The 17,315-nt window shown below is 64.3% G+C and carries 18 protein-coding genes and 1 riboswitch; of the genes, 7 read left to right on the top strand and 11 right to left on the bottom strand.

Annotation, left to right across the window (positions count from 1 at the left end):
• Window positions 1-68 precede the first annotated feature (68 nt).
• From FJ419_RS15130 to FJ419_RS15105, 5 genes are all read left to right on the top strand, one after another.
• On the top strand, window positions 69-608 hold the full coding sequence (locus tag FJ419_RS15130; RefSeq protein ID WP_095766761.1) for an invasion associated locus B family protein: 540 nt from the start codon (window positions 69-71) through the stop codon (window positions 606-608).
• Window positions 609-685: 77 nt separating this feature from the next.
• Entirely contained in the window at window positions 686-1,153 is a 468-nt protein-coding gene (locus FJ419_RS15125; RefSeq protein ID WP_181170704.1) for a YbjN domain-containing protein, read from the top strand.
• Between the two features lie 99 nt (window positions 1,154-1,252).
• Window positions 1,253-2,665 carry a metalloprotease TldD gene (gene tldD, locus FJ419_RS15120; protein ID WP_140694276.1) on the top strand — a complete coding sequence of 471 codons (1,413 nt, stop codon included), beginning with the start codon at window positions 1,253-1,255 and terminating at the stop codon, window positions 2,663-2,665.
• Window positions 2,666-2,704: 39 nt separating this feature from the next.
• Window positions 2,705-2,980, top strand: coding sequence for an AbrB/MazE/SpoVT family DNA-binding domain-containing protein (locus FJ419_RS15115; RefSeq protein ID WP_140694271.1), 276 nt, complete (start codon window positions 2,705-2,707; stop codon window positions 2,978-2,980).
• Window positions 2,981-3,179: 199 nt separating this feature from the next.
• The gene (locus FJ419_RS15105) at window positions 3,180-3,839 is read left to right on the top strand and encodes a transglutaminase-like cysteine peptidase (protein ID WP_181170703.1); all 660 of its coding nucleotides are present in this window, start codon (window positions 3,180-3,182) and stop codon (window positions 3,837-3,839) included.
• Between the two features lie 251 nt (window positions 3,840-4,090).
• Here the strand turns inward: FJ419_RS15105 and FJ419_RS15100 are convergent, their stop codons facing one another.
• The 3 genes from FJ419_RS15100 to FJ419_RS15090 all read right to left on the bottom strand — a co-directional run bounded on the left by FJ419_RS15100 (window position 4,091) and on the right by FJ419_RS15090 (window position 8,831).
• Window positions 4,091-6,658 (bottom strand): caspase domain-containing protein, encoded by a 2,568-nt coding sequence (locus FJ419_RS15100; protein WP_140694267.1) that lies wholly within the window; start codon window positions 6,656-6,658, stop codon window positions 4,091-4,093.
• Between the two features lie 167 nt (window positions 6,659-6,825).
• On the bottom strand, window positions 6,826-8,067 hold the full coding sequence (locus tag FJ419_RS15095; RefSeq protein WP_140694262.1) for a class I SAM-dependent RNA methyltransferase: 1,242 nt from the start codon (window positions 8,065-8,067) through the stop codon (window positions 6,826-6,828).
• A complete protein-coding gene (locus tag FJ419_RS15090; RefSeq protein ID WP_140694259.1) occupies window positions 8,064-8,831 on the bottom strand; it encodes a TlyA family RNA methyltransferase in 768 nt (255 codons plus the stop codon). The genes FJ419_RS15095 and FJ419_RS15090 overlap by 4 nt, the downstream gene beginning before the upstream one ends.
• A gap of 107 nt (window positions 8,832-8,938) precedes the next feature.
• Here FJ419_RS15090 and FJ419_RS15085 point away from each other — a divergent pair, with 107 nt between their 5' ends.
• Window positions 8,939-9,340 (top strand): GFA family protein, encoded by a 402-nt coding sequence (locus FJ419_RS15085; protein WP_140694255.1) that lies wholly within the window; start codon window positions 8,939-8,941, stop codon window positions 9,338-9,340.
• Here the strand turns inward: FJ419_RS15085 and FJ419_RS15080 are convergent.
• From FJ419_RS15080 to FJ419_RS15055, 6 genes are all read right to left on the bottom strand, one after another.
• Window positions 9,337-9,624, bottom strand: a complete 288-nt coding sequence (locus FJ419_RS15080) for a hypothetical protein (RefSeq protein WP_140694251.1) — start codon at window positions 9,622-9,624, stop codon at window positions 9,337-9,339. The two genes, FJ419_RS15085 and FJ419_RS15080, sit on opposite strands and share 4 nt — an antisense overlap.
• 150 nt (window positions 9,625-9,774) lie before the next feature.
• Window positions 9,775-11,682 carry a 1-deoxy-D-xylulose-5-phosphate synthase gene (dxs, locus tag FJ419_RS15075; protein WP_140694234.1) on the bottom strand — a complete coding sequence of 636 codons (1,908 nt, stop codon included), beginning with the start codon at window positions 11,680-11,682 and terminating at the stop codon, window positions 9,775-9,777.
• 123 nt (window positions 11,683-11,805) lie between these two features.
• Complete coding sequence (locus tag FJ419_RS15070; RefSeq protein ID WP_140694220.1) at window positions 11,806-12,726, bottom strand: pirin family protein; 921 nt, start codon at window positions 12,724-12,726, stop codon at window positions 11,806-11,808.
• 8 nt (window positions 12,727-12,734) lie between these two features.
• Window positions 12,735-13,001 (bottom strand): DUF2277 family protein, encoded by a 267-nt coding sequence (locus tag FJ419_RS15065; RefSeq protein WP_140694206.1) that lies wholly within the window; start codon window positions 12,999-13,001, stop codon window positions 12,735-12,737.
• A 184-nt stretch (window positions 13,002-13,185) separates the two neighbouring features.
• A complete protein-coding gene (locus FJ419_RS15060; protein ID WP_140694193.1) occupies window positions 13,186-13,437 on the bottom strand; it encodes an exodeoxyribonuclease VII small subunit in 252 nt (83 codons plus the stop codon).
• 3 nt (window positions 13,438-13,440) lie between these two features.
• Complete coding sequence (locus FJ419_RS15055; protein ID WP_140694189.1) at window positions 13,441-14,367, bottom strand: histone deacetylase family protein; 927 nt, start codon at window positions 14,365-14,367, stop codon at window positions 13,441-13,443.
• A 115-nt stretch (window positions 14,368-14,482) separates the two neighbouring features.
• Window positions 14,483-14,661, top strand: a riboswitch (cobalamin riboswitch).
• A 42-nt stretch (window positions 14,662-14,703) separates the two neighbouring features.
• On the opposite strand from FJ419_RS15055, the gene bluB reads away from it, so the two are divergent.
• A complete protein-coding gene (gene bluB / locus FJ419_RS15050; protein ID WP_140694186.1) occupies window positions 14,704-15,435 on the top strand; it encodes a 5,6-dimethylbenzimidazole synthase in 732 nt (243 codons plus the stop codon).
• On the opposite strand, the gene FJ419_RS15045 is transcribed toward bluB, so the two are convergent.
• Both FJ419_RS15045 and FJ419_RS15040 read right to left on the bottom strand, forming a co-directional pair.
• Window positions 15,436-16,419, bottom strand: coding sequence for a hypothetical protein (locus FJ419_RS15045; protein WP_140694178.1), 984 nt, complete (start codon window positions 16,417-16,419; stop codon window positions 15,436-15,438).
• A gap of 234 nt (window positions 16,420-16,653) precedes the next feature.
• Entirely contained in the window at window positions 16,654-17,247 is a 594-nt protein-coding gene (locus FJ419_RS15040) for a TetR/AcrR family transcriptional regulator (protein ID WP_140694176.1), read from the bottom strand.
• Window positions 17,248-17,315 lie beyond the last annotated feature (68 nt).

The following is a 17,315-nucleotide window of genomic DNA, read 5'->3' as shown; positions in this document are numbered from 1 at the left end:
GGCGGAGGTCTCGTCCTTTACTTGGCCCCGGCGCGGCTTAAAGTGCCGTGATTCGCAATGGAGCCGTTATGACTTCCTGGCTTTCGAGAACCCTGGCGAAGGTCGTCCTTGCCGTCGCCTTGCTCGGTGTCGGCGTAGCCGTCGGCGCCCCCGCCTCGCCTAACGACGCCAAGCCGCCGAGCGGCACGGTGAAGTCGACGCATGGCGCGTGGTCGATCATCTGCGATACGCCTGCAGGTGCCACCTCAGAGCAATGCGTGATGATGCAGAACGTCGTCGCCGAGGACCGCCCTGAAATGGGCCTTTCGGTCGTGGTGCTGCGCACCGCCGACAACAAAGCCGAGATCCTGCGCGTGCTGGCGCCGCTCGGCGTGCTGCTCCCCAACGGCCTTGGTCTCAACGTCGACGGCAAGGATATCGGCCGCGCCTATTTCGTGCGCTGCTTCCAGGACGGCTGCTACGCCGAGGTGATCCTTGAAAAGCCGCTGCTCGACACGCTGAAGAGCGGCACGTCGGCCACCTTCATCGTCTTCCAGACGCCCGAGGAAGGCATCGGCATTCCCGTCGATCTCAAGGGCTTTGCGGACGGCTTCGCCGCCCTACCTTGATCTTCTTGCCCATGCACCGCGGCCATTTCCGACGCTGAGGTCGGATGGCGAATGCGGATTTGGCGGCAGGAGGCTCCATGCGCACGTCGTTGTCCGCTTGCATCGCTGGGCTGGCGCTGACCAGTGCGGTTTCGGTCGCCCGGGCAGAGGATGCCGAAATCCTCCAGAGGCCCGATCCGGCGGCGGTTCTCGATATCGCCAAGGGCTTCGGTTCCGCCAGGATGGGCAAGGACGACAACGGCGATCCGATGATTTCGGGGCGGATCGACGGCGTTAAATACCTGATCTATTTCTATGGCTGCGAAGACCACGAGAACTGCAAGTCGCTGCAATTCGCGACCGGCTACGCCGACCCGCTTACCGCTGACCAAGCCAACGCCTGGAACGCAAAATACCGCTGGGTGAAGGCCTATTCGGGCGACGGCTCGAATTTCAGGATGGATGTCAGCTTTGCCGGCGGCATCACCAGGGCCAATCTCGAGGAGCAGTTTTCCAATTGGAACGCGATGGCCGGCAACATCAAGGACTTCGTCAGCGGCAAGTGACGGCGGCGCAATCGTCGGCTTGACCCAGTTGGCGATTGTGCGACGGCAGCTTCGCGCCTACATGCCGAGGAACGATTTGTTTCCATGAATGGATTTGCCATGAACAGCCTGATCGGCCAATTCGACATTTCCGACGATCGCGTCAAGGAGATCGTCACCGAGACCATCAAGGGCGCCGACGACGGCGAGCTGTTCCTCGAATACAGCGAGAGCGAAGCGCTGATGTTCGACAATGGCCGGCTGAAGACGGCCAATTTCAACACCGACCAGGGGTTCGGCCTGCGTGCCGTGGCCGGCGAAGCGAGCGGCTATGCGCATTCCAGCGATCTCTCCGAAGCCTCGCTGCTGCGCGCGGCCGACGCCGTCTCGGCTGTCAAGGGCGGCTATTCCGGCACATTGGCCGGAGCGCCCGCCCGCACCAACCGCCATCTCTATGGCGACGAGAACCCTATCCCCTCGCCGTCCTTCGAGGCCAAGGCCAAGCTGTTGCAGGAGATCGACGGCTGGCTGCGCGCGAAGGATCCGCGCGTGCGCCAGGTGACGGCGTCGCTTGCCGCCTCGTGGCAGCATGTCGAGATCGTGCGCGGCGACGGCCAGATCGTGCGCGACATCCGCCCGCTGGTCCGCATCAACGTCTCGGTCGTTGTCGGCAGCGGCGACCGGCAGGAGAGCGGCTCCTACGGCATGGGTGGCCGCAAGAGCTTTGGCGAATTCGTCGGCGAGGAAAGCTGGAAGCATGCGGCCAGTGAGGCGCTGCGGCAGGCGCTGGTTAATCTCGAGGCCGTCCCTGCGCCGGCGGGCACGTTCGACATCGTGCTGTCCAGCGGCTGGCCGGGCGTGATGCTGCACGAGGCGGTCGGGCATGGGCTCGAAGGCGACTTCAACCGCAAGAAGACATCGGCCTTCGCCGGCCTGATGGGCCAACAGGTGGCGGCGAAGGGTGTCACCGTGGTCGATGACGGCACCATCCCCGAGCGGCGCGGCTCGCTGACCGTCGACGACGAAGGGACGCCCTCGGCGCGCAACGTGCTGATCGAAGACGGCAAACTCGTCGGCTATATGCAGGACCGCCAGAACGCCCGGCTGATGGGCATGAAGGCGACCGGCAACGGCCGCCGCGAGGGCTATGCGCACCAGCCGATGCCGCGCATGACCAACACCTATATGACCTCGGGCGACATGGAGCCGGAAGAGATCATCGCCTCGGTCAAGAACGGCATCTACGCCGTTTCCTTCGGCGGCGGGCAGGTCGACATCACGTCGGGCAAGTTCGTGTTCGGCTGCACCGAAGCCTATATGATCGAGAACGGCAAGGTGACGCAGCCGATCAAGGGCGCGATGCTGATCGGCAACGGCCCTGACGCCATGCACCGCGTCAGCATGATCGGCAACGACATGAAGCTCGACAGCGGCATCGGCATGTGCGGCAAGGCCGGACAGGGCGTGCCTGTCGGCGTCGGCCAGCCGCATCTGCGGATGAACCAGATGACGGTGGGCGGCACCAGAGTTTGAGGTCTAACCGATACCTTCGTCTTACACAGGTAAGGTGCTATGACCACCTCTGAAAAGCTGACGACCACCATCTCGACCAAAGGGCAAGTGATCCTGCCCGGCGCCATCCGGAAACGGAGACAGTGGGGCCCGGGAACGAGGCTCGAGGTTGAGGAAACGGCTGAGGGAGTGCTTTTGAACCTGGCGCCTGTGTTCGCGGCGACGCAGCCGAACGATGTCTTTGGCTCCCTGCCATCCCCTGGCGCGCCGAGGACACTGGAAGAAATGGACGCCGGCGTCCTCGCCGAAGCACGGCGGCGCCACGCTCGCTATTGATGCCAACATTGTCGTTCGCTGCCTGACGAACAAACATCCCGAGCAGTCTCCGCGCGCCAAGCGGTTGATTTCGGCTTGAATGCATCCTCCACCTTGAAGTGAACACAATCGTGTTAGGACATTATTAATTGTTTAATTGGCGGGGCGGGCGTTTGCGCATTAGCTTCTCGCCAGTCTTCTCGTTGCGGTGGTGTCGGCAATGCAGCGTTCCCCCGGCGTCCTGACCTCTTCTTTCCTCATTGGCCTCGCTTCGCTGGTTGGCGCATCATCGCTGCAAATCAGCCCTGCAGCGGCGCAGTCGTCGCTGTTCAAGCTAGCGGCTGCGAGCTCCGCCACAGTCGGCGGCAGCACCAGCGTCCCATATGGCTGGCTCGATTTCTGTCATCGCCGGCCGAAGGAATGCAAAGTGCCTGCCCTGCCTGCCACAAGCGTCAGGCTGACGGCGCAGAACATGAGCATCCTCAAGCGGGTAAACCAGAAGGCGAACCGGTCCATCAAGCCCATCAGCAATTACGACCACTGGGGCACGACGATGGACCACTGGGACTATCCGACGGACGGCAAGGGCGACTGCAAGATCTACGCGCTCTACAAGCGCAAGCTCCTCCTGGAAGCGGGCTTCCCCCGGCAGGCGCTGCTGATGACGGTGGTGCGCGATCTCCACAATGAGGGCCACACCATTCTGACGGTGAAAACCGACAAGGGCGATCTCGTGCTGGACAATCTGGTCGACGAGGTCAGGCCCTGGAACGCAACCGGCTATTATTTCCTGAAACGCCAATCGCAGCAGAACCCGAACACCTGGGTGTCGATCAACCAGCGCGGCGGCACGGCGAAACGGCTGTCTCCGAATTCGTAAGGGCCAGAGCGTTTCACGGAAACGGCGAGCCGCTCTATCTGCTTGGGTTGCAATTCCGCACGGAAGGCTATGGCGAAGTCGCCGAGCCCGAACCTTTCACCTTTTCCCGCAATCGCTCCCGGCGTGACCAGAGCGGTCTGGTCTGCTTTGACGGCCTGATCCGTCACATTCTCCACCTCGCAAATTCATAGGCCGAAAAATCCGGCCCATGAACGAGCGTCGCCGCCCGCGGCCAGGCAAGCCTTGCTGGCCTACTGCTGGCAGGGCGGCTCGCCAGGATGCCCGCAGGTCGGCTTCTTGTTTCCCTGCGGCGGCTGCTCCCTGGGCTGCTGCGGCAGGCGCCGTTCCTGTATCTGAGGCTGAGGCCGTAGCTGCTGCTGCAAGCGTCTTTCTTGCATCTGAGGCTCAGGCCTCAACTGCTGCAGGCGTCTCTCTTGCAGCTGAGGCCTTGGCTGCGCCTGGAACTCCGGCCTTTGCGGCCTGAGCACCTGCACGTTCGGTCTTTCCTGCTTGAAGTTGCGCTGGGCGTTGGTGCCTGCGCCGGCGGAACCCTCTTCGCCGTTCGGCAGCCTGCGGAACTTCCTGTTTGCATTGGCCGAACCCTGATTCTGGCCGGAGAACACACTCGGATTGTTTCTCCTGAGCCGCTCCTGCACGCTCGCCCGATTGTCGGCCGGCGCGCCGTTGACGGTCGGCAGCTTGCGGAACTTCTTACCTCTATCGCCTCCGTTGACCGAGCCTTTATCGCTCGGGCCGACAGCTGTCTGGCCTGCCGACAGATCCTTGCGTATCAGCTTCCTCGGCCTGCCTTCGTTCTGACCGGACAACGCATTCGGATTGTTCTTCCCGAACCTCTGCTGGGCGTTCCGCCCGTCCTCGCCCGGCGCGCCGTTTACGGTCGGCAGCTTGCGGAGCTTGCCCCTCTTGCCCTGATCGTTGACAACTCCGTTCTGCTGGCCGTTGCCCGTAACGGCGGCGCCGGCATTCCCGGTAGCCTGCTGGTTGCCACTCGCCGTGCCTTGCTTGCCCTGCACCTTCCTGTTGGGCGCGTTCTGGCCGTTGAGCACCGGCTTGCCGTTGACGAGCGGCAGCGCTTTGCCGTCAGCTCCCCGCAAGGCGTGATCGGTCGGGAGCTTGCCCGTCGTCTTCGCCTGCGGCGTCGCACCCGGCTGCTGGCCCTGCGTGACAGCCTGGCCCGGCTTCAGCGGCTGGCCGCCCTGGTTCTGCTTGAACAGCGCTGCCCTTTTCTGCAGCAACGGCGGCAGCGTCACCTTGGCTGCCAGGGAGGCCGCGCCCGCACCAGCCGCCATCTTCCGGCCGGTGGTGAGGCCGCTCGGTGCATTGGCGCTCGGCTGTCCGGCCTGATTGGCCGGCTCGTTGTTGATCGTCGTGTTGTTGATGACGGTCGTGTTGTGAATGTTGTTGAAGATGATGTCGTTCGGCGGCGGCACGATGTCACGCGGCGGCCTGACCCAGACCGGCACGGGGACGAAGACCGGCGTCGGCAGGACGTAAACATCGACCGGCGGCGGGGGCGGCGGCAGCACGACGAAATCCGGCGGCGGCGGCGGCAGGAATACCACGTCGATCGGCGGCGGCGGCTCGAAGTCGAAATCGGGATCGTCGAAATAGAGCACCGGCCTGTCGACATAGATGATTTCCTCCGGCGGCGGCGGCGGCACGTCGTAGACGATGACGGTGAAGCTCGTCGGTGGCTCGAGCTCGGCGTCGAAATGCTCCAGGCGGCGGCGCGCGTCCCAGGCATGCAGCCCGTGCGGATAGCGCCCGAGGTAGGACCAATAGGCCTCCGGCGTATCCCGCAGCCACGTTTCGCGCCAGGTGATCGCCTCGCGCCGCGCCGCGATGATGGCCCGCACACGCTTTGCCATCGGATCGTGCGGATAGGCGACGAGGAATTCCTCGTAGCCGCGCATGGTGTCGCGATCGAGTGCCGCGACATAAGCGTCATGCGCATTGAAGTCGCGGATCGGTCTGGTTCGGTTGGCCCGTTCTTCGGCCTCCGAAACCTTCGGCGGCGGCGCGTCCGGAGCGCGTTCGAAGAAGACGAAGGGCGCGCTGACCTTCGAGGCGTCCCACGGAACTTCGGCGCCTTGCGTCACCTCGTTGACGCGTAGCCGCGTGCGGTCGAAAACATCGTCAAGCGATATGCCGCCTTCGCGCATCATCTCGGCGAGCGCCTGAGCATAGGCGCCGTATGGGCCCTTGCCTTCCGGCGCAACCGTTCCGGGCGCCGCGTTGAACGCAATCAGCATGTTGGGGTCGGGGTCGACCAGCGCGAGCCCGCTGGCCAGCGGCTGGCTCATTTTCGGAAGAGCATTCGGCCGTGCCGCGTCGAGGACGACGATATTGACCTTCGCCGGCAGTCCCGCCAGAGACCTGGTGATATCGGAGAGCCGCATGGCCTGCAGCGGCACGTCGGCCGGATTGGCGATCTGGGCGTCGACCGGCAAGAAATAGTTCTCGCCTTCGAACTGCACGCCGCGGCCGGCGAGGTATACGAAAACGGTCGCGTCCGGACCGGCGGCGGAAACCTTTCCAAGGAAATCGCGCAGCGCGCCACGCAACGATTCCTGGTCGACATCGCGTGCGCCGACCACATCGAACCCAGCTGCCTGCAGGGTCTGCGCGATCAGACCGGCGTCATTCGCGGAGGTGACCAGCGCATCCGACGGATAGGCGGCGTTGCCGATGACGAATGCGAGACGTTTCTGCTGTTGGGCGAGCGCGCCCGTCGTGGACGCGACGGCGAACGCGACGAAAACGACGACAAGGCCGATGACTTTCCGAAGCGAGCGCATTGCAATCCGCCATCCTTGTCCGCCATTCATTCAACGCGATAACGCCGGAGAGGCAGGAATGTTTCCCTAACCGCAGAATTAAGACCCCGCAAAAAGGCGGCTTTAGGGCGCAATTCCGTCGAAAGAACAGAGGCTTCATAGTTTTCACGCGAGCCTCCGGCCGCGAGCTACCGCCGCCGCTTCGGCTTCTCCAAAAGCGCGACGGCCTCGACATGCGGCGACCACAGGAACTGGTCGATCGGCGTGACGCTCTTCAGCGTATAGCCGCCATCGATCAGGATGCGCAGATCGCGTGCGAGCGTCACCGGATTGCAGGACACGGCGGCGACCAGCGGCACGTCGGAACGGGCGATCTGCTTCGACTGGTCCTCGGCGCCGGCGCGCGGCGGATCGAAGACCAGCCCGTCGAAGGCGTTCAACTCCTTGAAGGTCAGCGGCCGGCGAAAGAGGTCGCGGCGTTCGCTGGTCACCCGCTTCAGGCCGCCGGCAAAGCGGAAGGCGCGGTCGAGCGCGGCAAGCGCCGGCGCATCGCCCTCGACGGCATGGACCTCGGATTGCGCGCCGAGCCTGAGCGCGAAGCTGCCGCAGCCGGCAAACAGGTCGGCGACCTTCCTGGCGCGCGACAGATGCTGGCCGACGAGGCTTGCCATCGCCTGCTCGGCGGCCTCCGTCGCCTGCAGGAAGGCGCCGGGCGGCACGGCGACCGCGACCGGTCCGAACTGCACCACCGGCTTCTTCGGCTCGACGACAATCTCGCCGTCGACGGAAAGCCGCGCCAGGCCCTCGGCCATGACGAAATTCGACGCAATGCGGCGCTGATGGTCGCCAAGCTTGCCGGCATCCTGCACGGCAATGTCGAGGCCCGAGGCCGTGACTGTCACCGTCATATGAAACGCCTTCGGCGTCGCGCAGACCAAGCCGGCCAGGGCGCGCAATTTATCGAGCGCCGAGACGATCGCCGGCAGCGAGATCGGGCATTCCTCGATCGGGATGATCTCGGAGGACAGCGCGCGCACGAAGCCGAGCAGCATGCCGGCGTCCGTGCGCCTGGCGCTGAACGTGACGCGGCGGCGGGTATGCGGCGCGCAAGGCACCAGCGCAGCGATCTCGCAAGCGATGCCCTTGACCTTCAGCGCCTGCACAACCTTCTCGCGCTTCCATTGCCGGTAGGCTTCAGCCTCGTAATGCTGCAGCGCGCAGCCGCCGCATTCGGTGAAATGGCGGCAGGCCGGCTCGATCCTATGCGGCGAGGCTTCCAATACCGACATCAGCGCGGCGCGGTCCTTCTGGCGCGCGGCCGTGACCGTTTCGCCGGGCAGCGTGAACGGGATAAAGACCTCCCCGCCTTCGGCATTGGCGATGCCGTCGCCCTGCGAACCGAGCCTTGCAATGGTGAAGCGTGTGCTCATCGCCCGTCCTTCATGGCGGCGAGCAGGAATTCGCGGTTGCCGTCGCCGCCTTCGATCGGCGACGGCTGGAGTCCCAGCACGCGCCAGCCGGGAACGCCAGCCAACCAGTCGCGCAGGTTCCCTGCAATCCGCTCGGCATCGCCCGGGTCCTTGAGCAGGCCGCCCTTGCCGATGGCCTCGCGACCCGCCTCGAATTGCGGCTTGACCAGCAGAACTGCGTTGGCGCCCTCGCCCGTCAATCCCAGCGCCGGCGGCAGCGCAAGCTTCAGCGAGATGAAGCTGACGTCGCAGACAAGGAAACCGGGAATACGGCCGCCGAGATCGGCTGCCGTCAGATCGCGCGCGTTCAGCCCTTCGATCACGGTCACACGCGGGTCGCCGGCAATGTCTGGATGCATCTGGCCGTGACCGACATCGATCGCTGTGACATGCGCCGCGCCGCGCTCGAGCAGCACCTGGGTGAAGCCGCCGGTCGAGGCGCCGATATCGAGCGCCTCGCTGCCGGAAGGATCAAGGCCGAAACGGTCAAGGCCGGCGATCAGCTTCAGCGCCGCGCGCGATACATAGGCCCGCGCCGGATCGTCGATGGCGACTAGGCAGTCCGACGCGACGGGCTGGCCGGGCTTGCGGGCGACGGCGCCGTCAACCGTAACCGCGCCGCGCTCGATCGCGTCGCGGGCGCGCGAACGGCTGGCAAACAGGCCACGCCCGACGAGCAGTTCGTCGAGCCGCTGGCGCCGGCTGGCTGGCAAAGGGGAACTCATCGGCCTTCATTGGCGAAAGCCGGGCGCGAACGCAATGGTTGAATATGGCGCAAGAGGCTGCAGAATGCCGACAGGAACAGGCGGTTCGTCAGCCGGTGGAGGTGGCAATGCTGAGGGGTACCTGTCATTGCGGCGCGGTTCATTGGACGCTGGAAGGCGATCCCGGTGGTATCACCGCATGCAATTGCACGCTTTGCCGCCGCTACGGAGCGCTCTGGGCCTATGACTATGTCGATGAGCGCATTCGCGTCGCCGGGCCGCTGAAATCGTACACACGCGCTGAGGTGGCGGAGCCCGCGCTGGAAATCCTGTTCTGTCCGACCTGCGCCTGTGTGGTCGCCTGGCGAGGCCTGCGTTCCGGCAAGGGCGGCCGCACGCGCATCGCCGTCAATGTCAGGCTGGCGCCGCCCGAGGAGGTCGCCGACCTGCCGATCGACCATTTCGACGGCCTCGACACTTTTGACGACCTGCCGCGCGACGGCCGTTGCGTGCGCGATATGTGGTTCTAGAAAATGGTGCGCGACACCTGGCGCTCGACGGCGGGCATCAGGCCGTCATTGCCGGAGGCTTGCTTGCGCGGCGGCTCAACCGGAGTGAGCGCGACGGGACCTGCATCCGGCAGCACGACGAGTTGAGGAACCTGCTTATAGGAGAAGCCGCCGCGAATATTGCCCATCTTGCCGGCAACGATATCCAGCACCGCCTTTTCGAGATTGCGGTCGTAACGCGTCTCGGCTGCGACCGGCGCAATCATGCCCGCCAAAAGGGCCATGCCGCACAGAAGCGTTTTCATTTTTGTTAACTCCCTGCCTGGCCCGAACTTCTAGCAGGGCGCCGTTGAGAATCGGCCAAGAGACAGGGTAAGCGAACCGCCAAGCGGGAGCGTTAACAGATACTTACATCTGGCAGCCGGCAAACCGATTGAGCGTCTTGAAGCTCTGATTCAGGCGCGCTGCGCCTGCACGCCGCGACCGAACGCAGCAAAGACAGTGTGCACGATACCGGCCGAATCCAGGCCGGCATCGGCATACATCTTTTCCGGCTTGGCATGGTCGGTGAACGCGTCCGGCAGCACCAGCGGCCGCACCTTGAGGCCGCTTTCCAGCAGGCCTTCATGGGCGAGGAAATGCAGCACCTGGCTGGCGAAGCCGCCAATGGCGCCCTCTTCGACGGTCACCAGCACCTCATGCGAACGGGCGAGCCGCCGGATGAGATCCTCGTCGAGTGGCTTGGCGAAGCGGGCGTCGGCAACGGTCGTGGAAAGGCCCGCAGCGCCAAGTTCCTCGGCCGCCATAAGGCAATCCTGCAGCCGCGTGCCGAAGGAAAGCAGCGCGACCTTGGTGCCTTCCTTCACGATGCGGCCTCTGCCGATCTCCAGCAGCGCCCCGCGCTCCGGCATGTCGACGCCGACACCATTGCCGCGCGGATAGCGGAAGGCGATCGGGCCGTCATCATAGACAGCCGCGGTGCGCACCATGTGGCGCAGTTCCGCCTCGTCTGCCGCGGCCATGACGACAAAGCTCGGCAGCGTGGTCAGGAAGGTCGTATCGAAAGCGCCGCAGTGAGTGGCGCCGTCGGCGCCGACGAAACCGGCGCGGTCTATCGGAAAACGCACCGGCAGTTTCTGGATCGCCACGTCATGGACGACCTGGTCGTAAGCGCGCTGCAGGAAGGTGGAATAGATGGCGGCGAAGGGCTTGTAGCCCTCAGTAGCAAGGCCGGCGGCGAAGGTCACCGCATGCTGCTCGGCAATGCCGACATCGAAAGTTCGCTTGGGAAACACCTCACCGAAGAGATCGAGACCGGTGCCGCTCGGCATGGCGGCGGTGATGGCGACGATGCGGTCGTCGTCACGCGCTTCCTGGATCAGACTCTCGGCGAAGACCTTGGTATAGGCGGGCGCGTTGGCCGGCGCCTTGGCCTGCGCGCCGGTGATGACATCGAATTTGTTGACGCCGTGATATTTGTCGGCTGCAGCCTCCGCCGGCGCGTAGCCCTTGCCCTTCTGGGTCACGACATGGATCAGCACCGGGCCTTTGCCGTTGTCGCGGACGTTCTTCAGCACCGGGATCAGATGTTCGAGATTGTGACCGTCAATGGGGCCGATGTGATAGAAGCCGAGCTCCTCGAACAAGGTGCCACCGGTGACGTAACCACGCGCATGCTCGACCGCACGGGTGATGGCGCGGTCGGCACGCTTGCCTAGGTAGGAAGTCAGCTTCTTGCCGAAATCACGTAAGCCCAGATAGGCCTTGCCGGAAGCGAGCCTGGCCAGATAGGCGCTCATGGCGCCGGTCGGCGGCGCGATCGACATGTCGTTGTCGTTGAGGATGACGATCAGCCGGGCGTCGAGCGCGCCGGCATTGTTCAGCGCCTCGAAAGCCATGCCGGCCGACATCGAGCCGTCGCCGATGACGGAAATGACATTGTTGCGGCCGCCCGACAAGTCGCGCGCCATGGCCATGCCGAGACCGGCCGAAATCGAGGTCGAGGAATGCGCGGCGCCGAACGGGTCGTATTCGCTCTCGACCCGCCGGGTGAAACCAGAGAGGCCGCCTTCCTGGCGCAGCGTACGGATGCGGTCGCGGCGGCCAGTCAGGATCTTGTGCGGATAGGCCTGGTGGCCGACGTCCCAGATCAGCCGGTCCTGCGGCGTGTTGAAGACATAGTGCAGCGCAACCGTCAGCTCGACGACGCCGAGGCCGGCGCCGAGATGACCACCGGTCTGCGACACGGCGTCAATGAGCTCGGCGCGGAGTTCCGCGGCAAGCTGCGGCAGCGCGCTTTCATCAAGCGTCCGCAAATCCGCCGGAATGCGGACCTTGTCGAGCAGCGGCGTGTCTGGCTTCACTCGGGCGCGTCCTGCCTTATCGATCGAACACGGCGCTACCAGCAGATTGCGCCATAATCATGCGCGGGAATAGGCCGCCGGCGGGCGAATGTAAATGCGCGCCAGTGACGCGCAAGGCGGACCCTAGTTCTCGGGCAGCGGAATAAACTCTTCCTCATCGCCGGGAACGATATCGAAGCGGCCCGTCTTCCATTCCTGCTTGGCCTGCTCGATGCGTTCCTTGGAGGACGAGACGAAATTCCACCAAATGTAGCGCTTGGAGCCCAGCGAAGCGCCGCCGAACAGCATGAAATGCGCACCGCGCTCGGAAGAAACGACTATCTCCTCGCCGGGCTTGAACACCAGAAGCCGTTCGGCCGGGAAAACATCGCCGGCGATCGAGATGTTGCCCTCCAGCGTGTAGATGGCGCGCTCCTCGGCATCGGCTGGAATCTTCACGCTGGCACCGGCGGCCAGCCTGAGATCGGCGTAGAGCGTGTCCGATGCGGTCGCCACGGGCGAGCGAAGGCCTGAGAACGCGCCGATCACGATGCGGCCGCTGACGCCCTCGGCATCGATCTGCGGCAAGCTGGCCACCGACGTGTTCGCGAACACCGGAGCAATCTCCTCCTTGCCGTCGGGCAGCGCCAGCCAGGTCTGCAAGCCCGAGACCGACATCGGCGCGCCGCGCAATTCCTGTGGCGTGCGCTCTGAATGAACGATGCCGCGCCCGGCTGTCATCAGATTCACGTCGCCCGGCGCGATCACCATTTCGGTGCCGAGCGAATCGCGATGCCTGATCCTGCCGTCGAACAGGTAGGTGACGGTGGAAAGCCCGATATGCGGATGCGGACGCACGTCGAGCGCATGGCCGGCGCGCAGGATCGCAGGGCCCATGCGGTCGAAGAAGATGAACGGCCCGACCAGCCGGCGCTTTGCCGTCGGAAGAGCGCGGCGCACCTCGAAGCCGCCAATGTCCTTGGCGTTCGGAACGACCATCAGCTCGATCTGGTCGCAGGCGAAGGCATCGCCGGGTTCAGGGTCGTTTCCGGGAAAAAAGCTCATGACTACCCTCAGGCGAAACGCAGCGCCGACCTTGCCTTCGCCTTGGCGGCCTCTTCCTCGCGATTGCGCGGTTCCTGGTTGGTTTCGAGCGAATCGATCAATTCGCGCGCAGCGGCCGCGATCGCTTCCACTGCGTGATAAAAAGCGTGCTCGTTGCGCTTGGACGGCTTCGTTGAGCCGGCCAGCTTGCGCACGAACTGAAGCGCTGCGTCATGCACTTCGTCATTGGTCGCCGGCGGCTCGAAATTGGCCAAGGTCTTGATGTTGCGGCACATGGCTTGAACTCCTTACCTGCTTTCTTTGCCCTTACCCGGTCTGAGATCATCCGCTGAGGTGTTGAGATTCAGGTCAGGCCGAGCCGAAAATGGTGATTTCCGAGAACCGGAGCGGAGCGTACTTGAAGTACGTGAGCACCGGAAGTTGCCATTTGCAGGCCGGCTTCACCTGAATATCAACACCTCAGTCGGCGTCCAGCGGTTCAGTTCCCATCGGCTTGCCGTCGCGCGACAGCCTGATCTTCTCGACCTTGTCCTCGGCCGCTTTCAGCAGCCGGTCGCAATGCGCCTTCAGCGCTTCGCCGCGCTCATAGATCTTGATCGACTGGTCGAGCGGGACGTCGCCGCGCTCAAGATCATCGACGATCTTCTCAAGCGCGTCGAGCGCCTGTTCGAAGCTCATCGCCTTGACGTCCTCATTGCCTTCCAATGCCATACCCTATCCCTTCATCAGCCGCCCGACATGGGCGGCGACTGAAAATGCCAGTCCCTGCAGATCGTAGCCGCCTTCCAGCAGGCTGACGAGCCTGTTGGAGCTATGGCGGCCGGCGCGTTCCATCAATTGCCCGGTCGCCCAGTCGAAATCGTCCTCGGTCAGGTTGATCTCGGCCAGCGGATCGCGGTGGTGCGCGTCGAAGCCGGCGGAAATGATAATCAGGTCCGGCGCGAACGCATCGATGGACGGCAGCACGCGCGACAGGAATGCGTCGCGGAACAGGTCGCTGCCGGTCTGCGGCGAAAGCGGCGCGTTGACGATGTTGCCGGCGCCGGTCTCGCCCTTCGCGCCGGTGCCTGGGTAAAGCGGCATCTGGTGCGTCGAGCAATAGAGCACCGACGGGTCGTCCCAGAAAATGTCCTGCGTGCCGTTGCCGTGATGGACGTCCCAGTCGACGATGGCGACGCGCTCGGCCTGGTGCTTGTTCTGGGCGTAGCGGGCGGCGATCGCCGCCGTGTTGAACAGGCAGAAGCCCATCGCCGTGGTCTTCTCGGCATGATGTCCAGGCGGACGCGCGGCGACGAAGACGTTTGCCGCACGGCCCTCGAAGACGTCGTCCACCGCCGCGTTGGCACCGCCGATCGCGGTGATCACGGCCTGCCAGCTTTTCGGGCTGGCGCTGGTATCGGCGTCGATCGACACGATCCCGCTCTCAGGGATCGCCGCGCGCACGCGCTCGACGAAATCCTCGGGATGCGCATAGAGGATCGTTTTCTCGTCGCCTTCCGGCGCCTTGACGCGGTCGAGCGCCGAAAACGCCTCGTCGTCGAGCACGCGCTCGATGGCACGCAGGCGGTCGGGCCGCTCGGGATGGCCGGGCGGCGTGAGGTGTTCGAGGAAGATCGGGTGCGTATAGAGACGGGTGGCCATGGCGCCTAATCTAGGGACCTGGCGGCCGAATGACCATGTTTGGCAGGCCGAATGGCTGGGGAAATCGCGTCTTGCCGTGTCGCTAACGCCATTGGCGCGGCCCAAGCTTCGCTGTAAGGTCGCATCGCTGCCAGGTGCCCGCGACGCGGGAGAATCGGGAACACGGTTGAACTCCGTGGCGTGCCCAACACTGTAAGGGGGACCGCGCCGGCACACGCCACTGTCGAAGACGGGAAGGCGCCGGATGCGGGACGATCCCGAGCCAGAAGACCGGCCCGGCAGACATGGTTTTCCGCTTGGTCAGGCGGGGGACTGCTTGTCGCAAGGGGAAAAGCGATGACGGCAGCAGCGATCGCCGCGAGCGGCGACGACTTTGACCAATTGGCGCGCGACGCGGTCTACCGGGCGATGTTCACCAGGCGCGACGTGCGCAGCCATTTTGTCCCCGACGATCTCGATGACAATGTGCTGGCCCGGCTCATCACCGCCGCCCATCACGCCCCGTCGGTCGGCTATATGCAGCCGTGGAATTTCATCGTCATCCGCGACGCCGCAAGGCGGCAGCAGGTGCGCGACCTGTTCCTCGCGGCGCGCGAGCAGGAATTGCCGGCGATCGAGGCGGAACGGCAGGCGCTCTACCGTAAGCTGAAGCTCGAAGGCATCTGCGAAAGCGCGCTCAACCTGTGCATCACCTGCGACCGGCAGCGCTCGAAGGACTCGCCGCTCGGTCGCTGGCACAATCCGGAGATGGACCTCTACAGCACTGTCTGCGCGGTGCAGAATTTCTGGCTGGCGGCGCGGGCCGAAAGTGTCGGCGTCGGCTGGGTGAGCATCATCGAGACCGAGGCGCTGAAGCGGCTTCTCGCGATCCCGGAGCATGTCACGCCGATCGCCTATCTCTGCGTCGGCCGCGTCTCGGCCTTCGCGCCGAAGCCGGACCTCGAGGCGCATGGCTGGGGCAAGCGCCTGCCACTGCCCGAACTGGTCATGAGCGAGACGTTTCGCGGCGCCGGCGAGGCGCCGCTTAAATCGGCGATCGCAAAGCTCGGCGGCGCATCAAAGCCATGATCAGGCAGCCCTCGGCGTGTCCCAGCGCGAGCCGCCGCCAAAAGAGCCCAGCGCCTTGTCGCGCAATTCCCTGAATTTGGACGAGGTCTCGGCGAGCCGCCGGTCCCATTCGGGATTGGGCGCTTGGCCTTCAATGGCTTCAAAATAAACCTGCATCAGCGAGGCGATGGCGAAGGGCTCGATGAAGGCTGCCTTGAAGGCCCAGGCAAAGACGATGGCTAGCACGAAGGCCCAGCCGGCAAGCTGGCCCGGCATGACCCACAGAATGGCGGCCGCGGGCGCCAGCATCAACAGGAAGATGACGAAGGACACGCCCCACATGATCGCCGCCAGCCAGACGGCGTTCTTGACCATGTGCTTGCCGTTCTGCGCGTAGAGCACGACGCCTTGCCTTGCCGTCTCGAAAGGCGAGCTCGAATTGATGCGGATGTTGTAGCCGAGGATGATCTCGTCGACATAGGTCAGCGACAGGCGGATCACCGTGTTGATGAAGCTTACAATGCCGCTCAGGCCCGGAATGGGCAGGAAGGCGGCGATGCCGCCGATCAGGCCGGTGATGGCTCGGATGGCGCCCTTGACCAGCTGGTCGACGACGAAAAGGATGTTGGCCTCGGCAAAGCGCTGGGCGACCACTTCCTTGGCGTAGGCGATCTGGCCCTGGCCGTCGGGAACGTCACGGCCGTCGATCAGATGCACCATGACGGCGATATGGCCCGCTTTCAGCACATAGAGGATGTATTCGCGGATCCAGTAGACGGCGATCGAGACGACGCCGAAGCCGACCACGCCGCCCCACAGCGCGAAGGACATCGGCCCGTCGGGATCGGTGGAGATGTGACCGACGCCGTAGCCGACGCTGGCGCCCGTGCCGGTCGCCATGATGTAGGCGACCGTGATGCCGAAATAGACGATCATGCGAAAGACGATGAACGGCCATGTCCGCATCATGATCGACACAGATCTGGCGATGCTGAAGTCCCACATGCCCCGAGTCCCCCTCATCCTGCGCATGATCCCGAAAATCGGAATCGATTTTCGGAAAAGGATCATGCGCCGAATTAAAGTTTTACAGCGTTCCTTTGCGCGTTCAAAGAACGCGCGGCGCTGTAATAGATGGCGAAGGAGGATGCGCTCGCCCCGGCGATTGTCAATCGCGGCAGGGTTGCGCCGGCCCGAAACCGGTGCACAAGCCGGTGGCTTGGTTACCTGAGCGTGCCGTCAAGGCTTCTTTCGCAGGCCTTCGAGCAACTGCTTGAAGGCAGCAATCGCTTTTTTCGAGGTCGCCTCGGGATCCGTCGAATTGGCAATGCGCTGCGCGGCCTGGCTGCTGGCGCCATTGATCAGCCGTGAGGTCGTCTCGGGATCAAGCTCCGGAACGACCTCGCCCTCTTCCTGCAGCCTGGTCAGATGGTTGGTCATCGAGGCGATGCAGGCGCTGGCATTCGGCCACTGCGCCGGGTCGCCGAGCACCGCCGGGCCGTCGCGGAACATGATGCGCTGGATTTCCGGCTCCAGCGCCATCTCGATATAGGTGGTGCATTCGTCGACGAAATGCTGCCAGCGGGTCGGCGCTTTCGAAGCCACCTCGTTCACCCGCACAGCCATTTCGCCGTCGATCTCGGCGATCACCGCCTGAAGCAGCCCCTTCTTGTCGCCGAAATGATGGTAGAGCGCACCGCGCGTGAGGCCGGCCGATGCGGTGAAATCGTCCATCGAGGCCTCGGCATAGCCGATCGTGCCGAAAGCATGGCGAGCGGCTGCGATCAGCTTGGCGCGCGTCTCGGCGATCATCTCCTTGCGCGGTCTGTGCATGGCTCTGGCCCTATTCACATACGCCTCGTATGCCAATTGACATACGCGGCGTATGAACTATCTCACAG

It is taken from the genome of Mesorhizobium sp. B2-6-2 (assembly GCF_006440615.1).
GTDB lineage: Bacteria > Pseudomonadota > Alphaproteobacteria > Rhizobiales > Rhizobiaceae > Mesorhizobium.
This window is presented reverse-complemented; position numbering and strand designations above follow the sequence as displayed.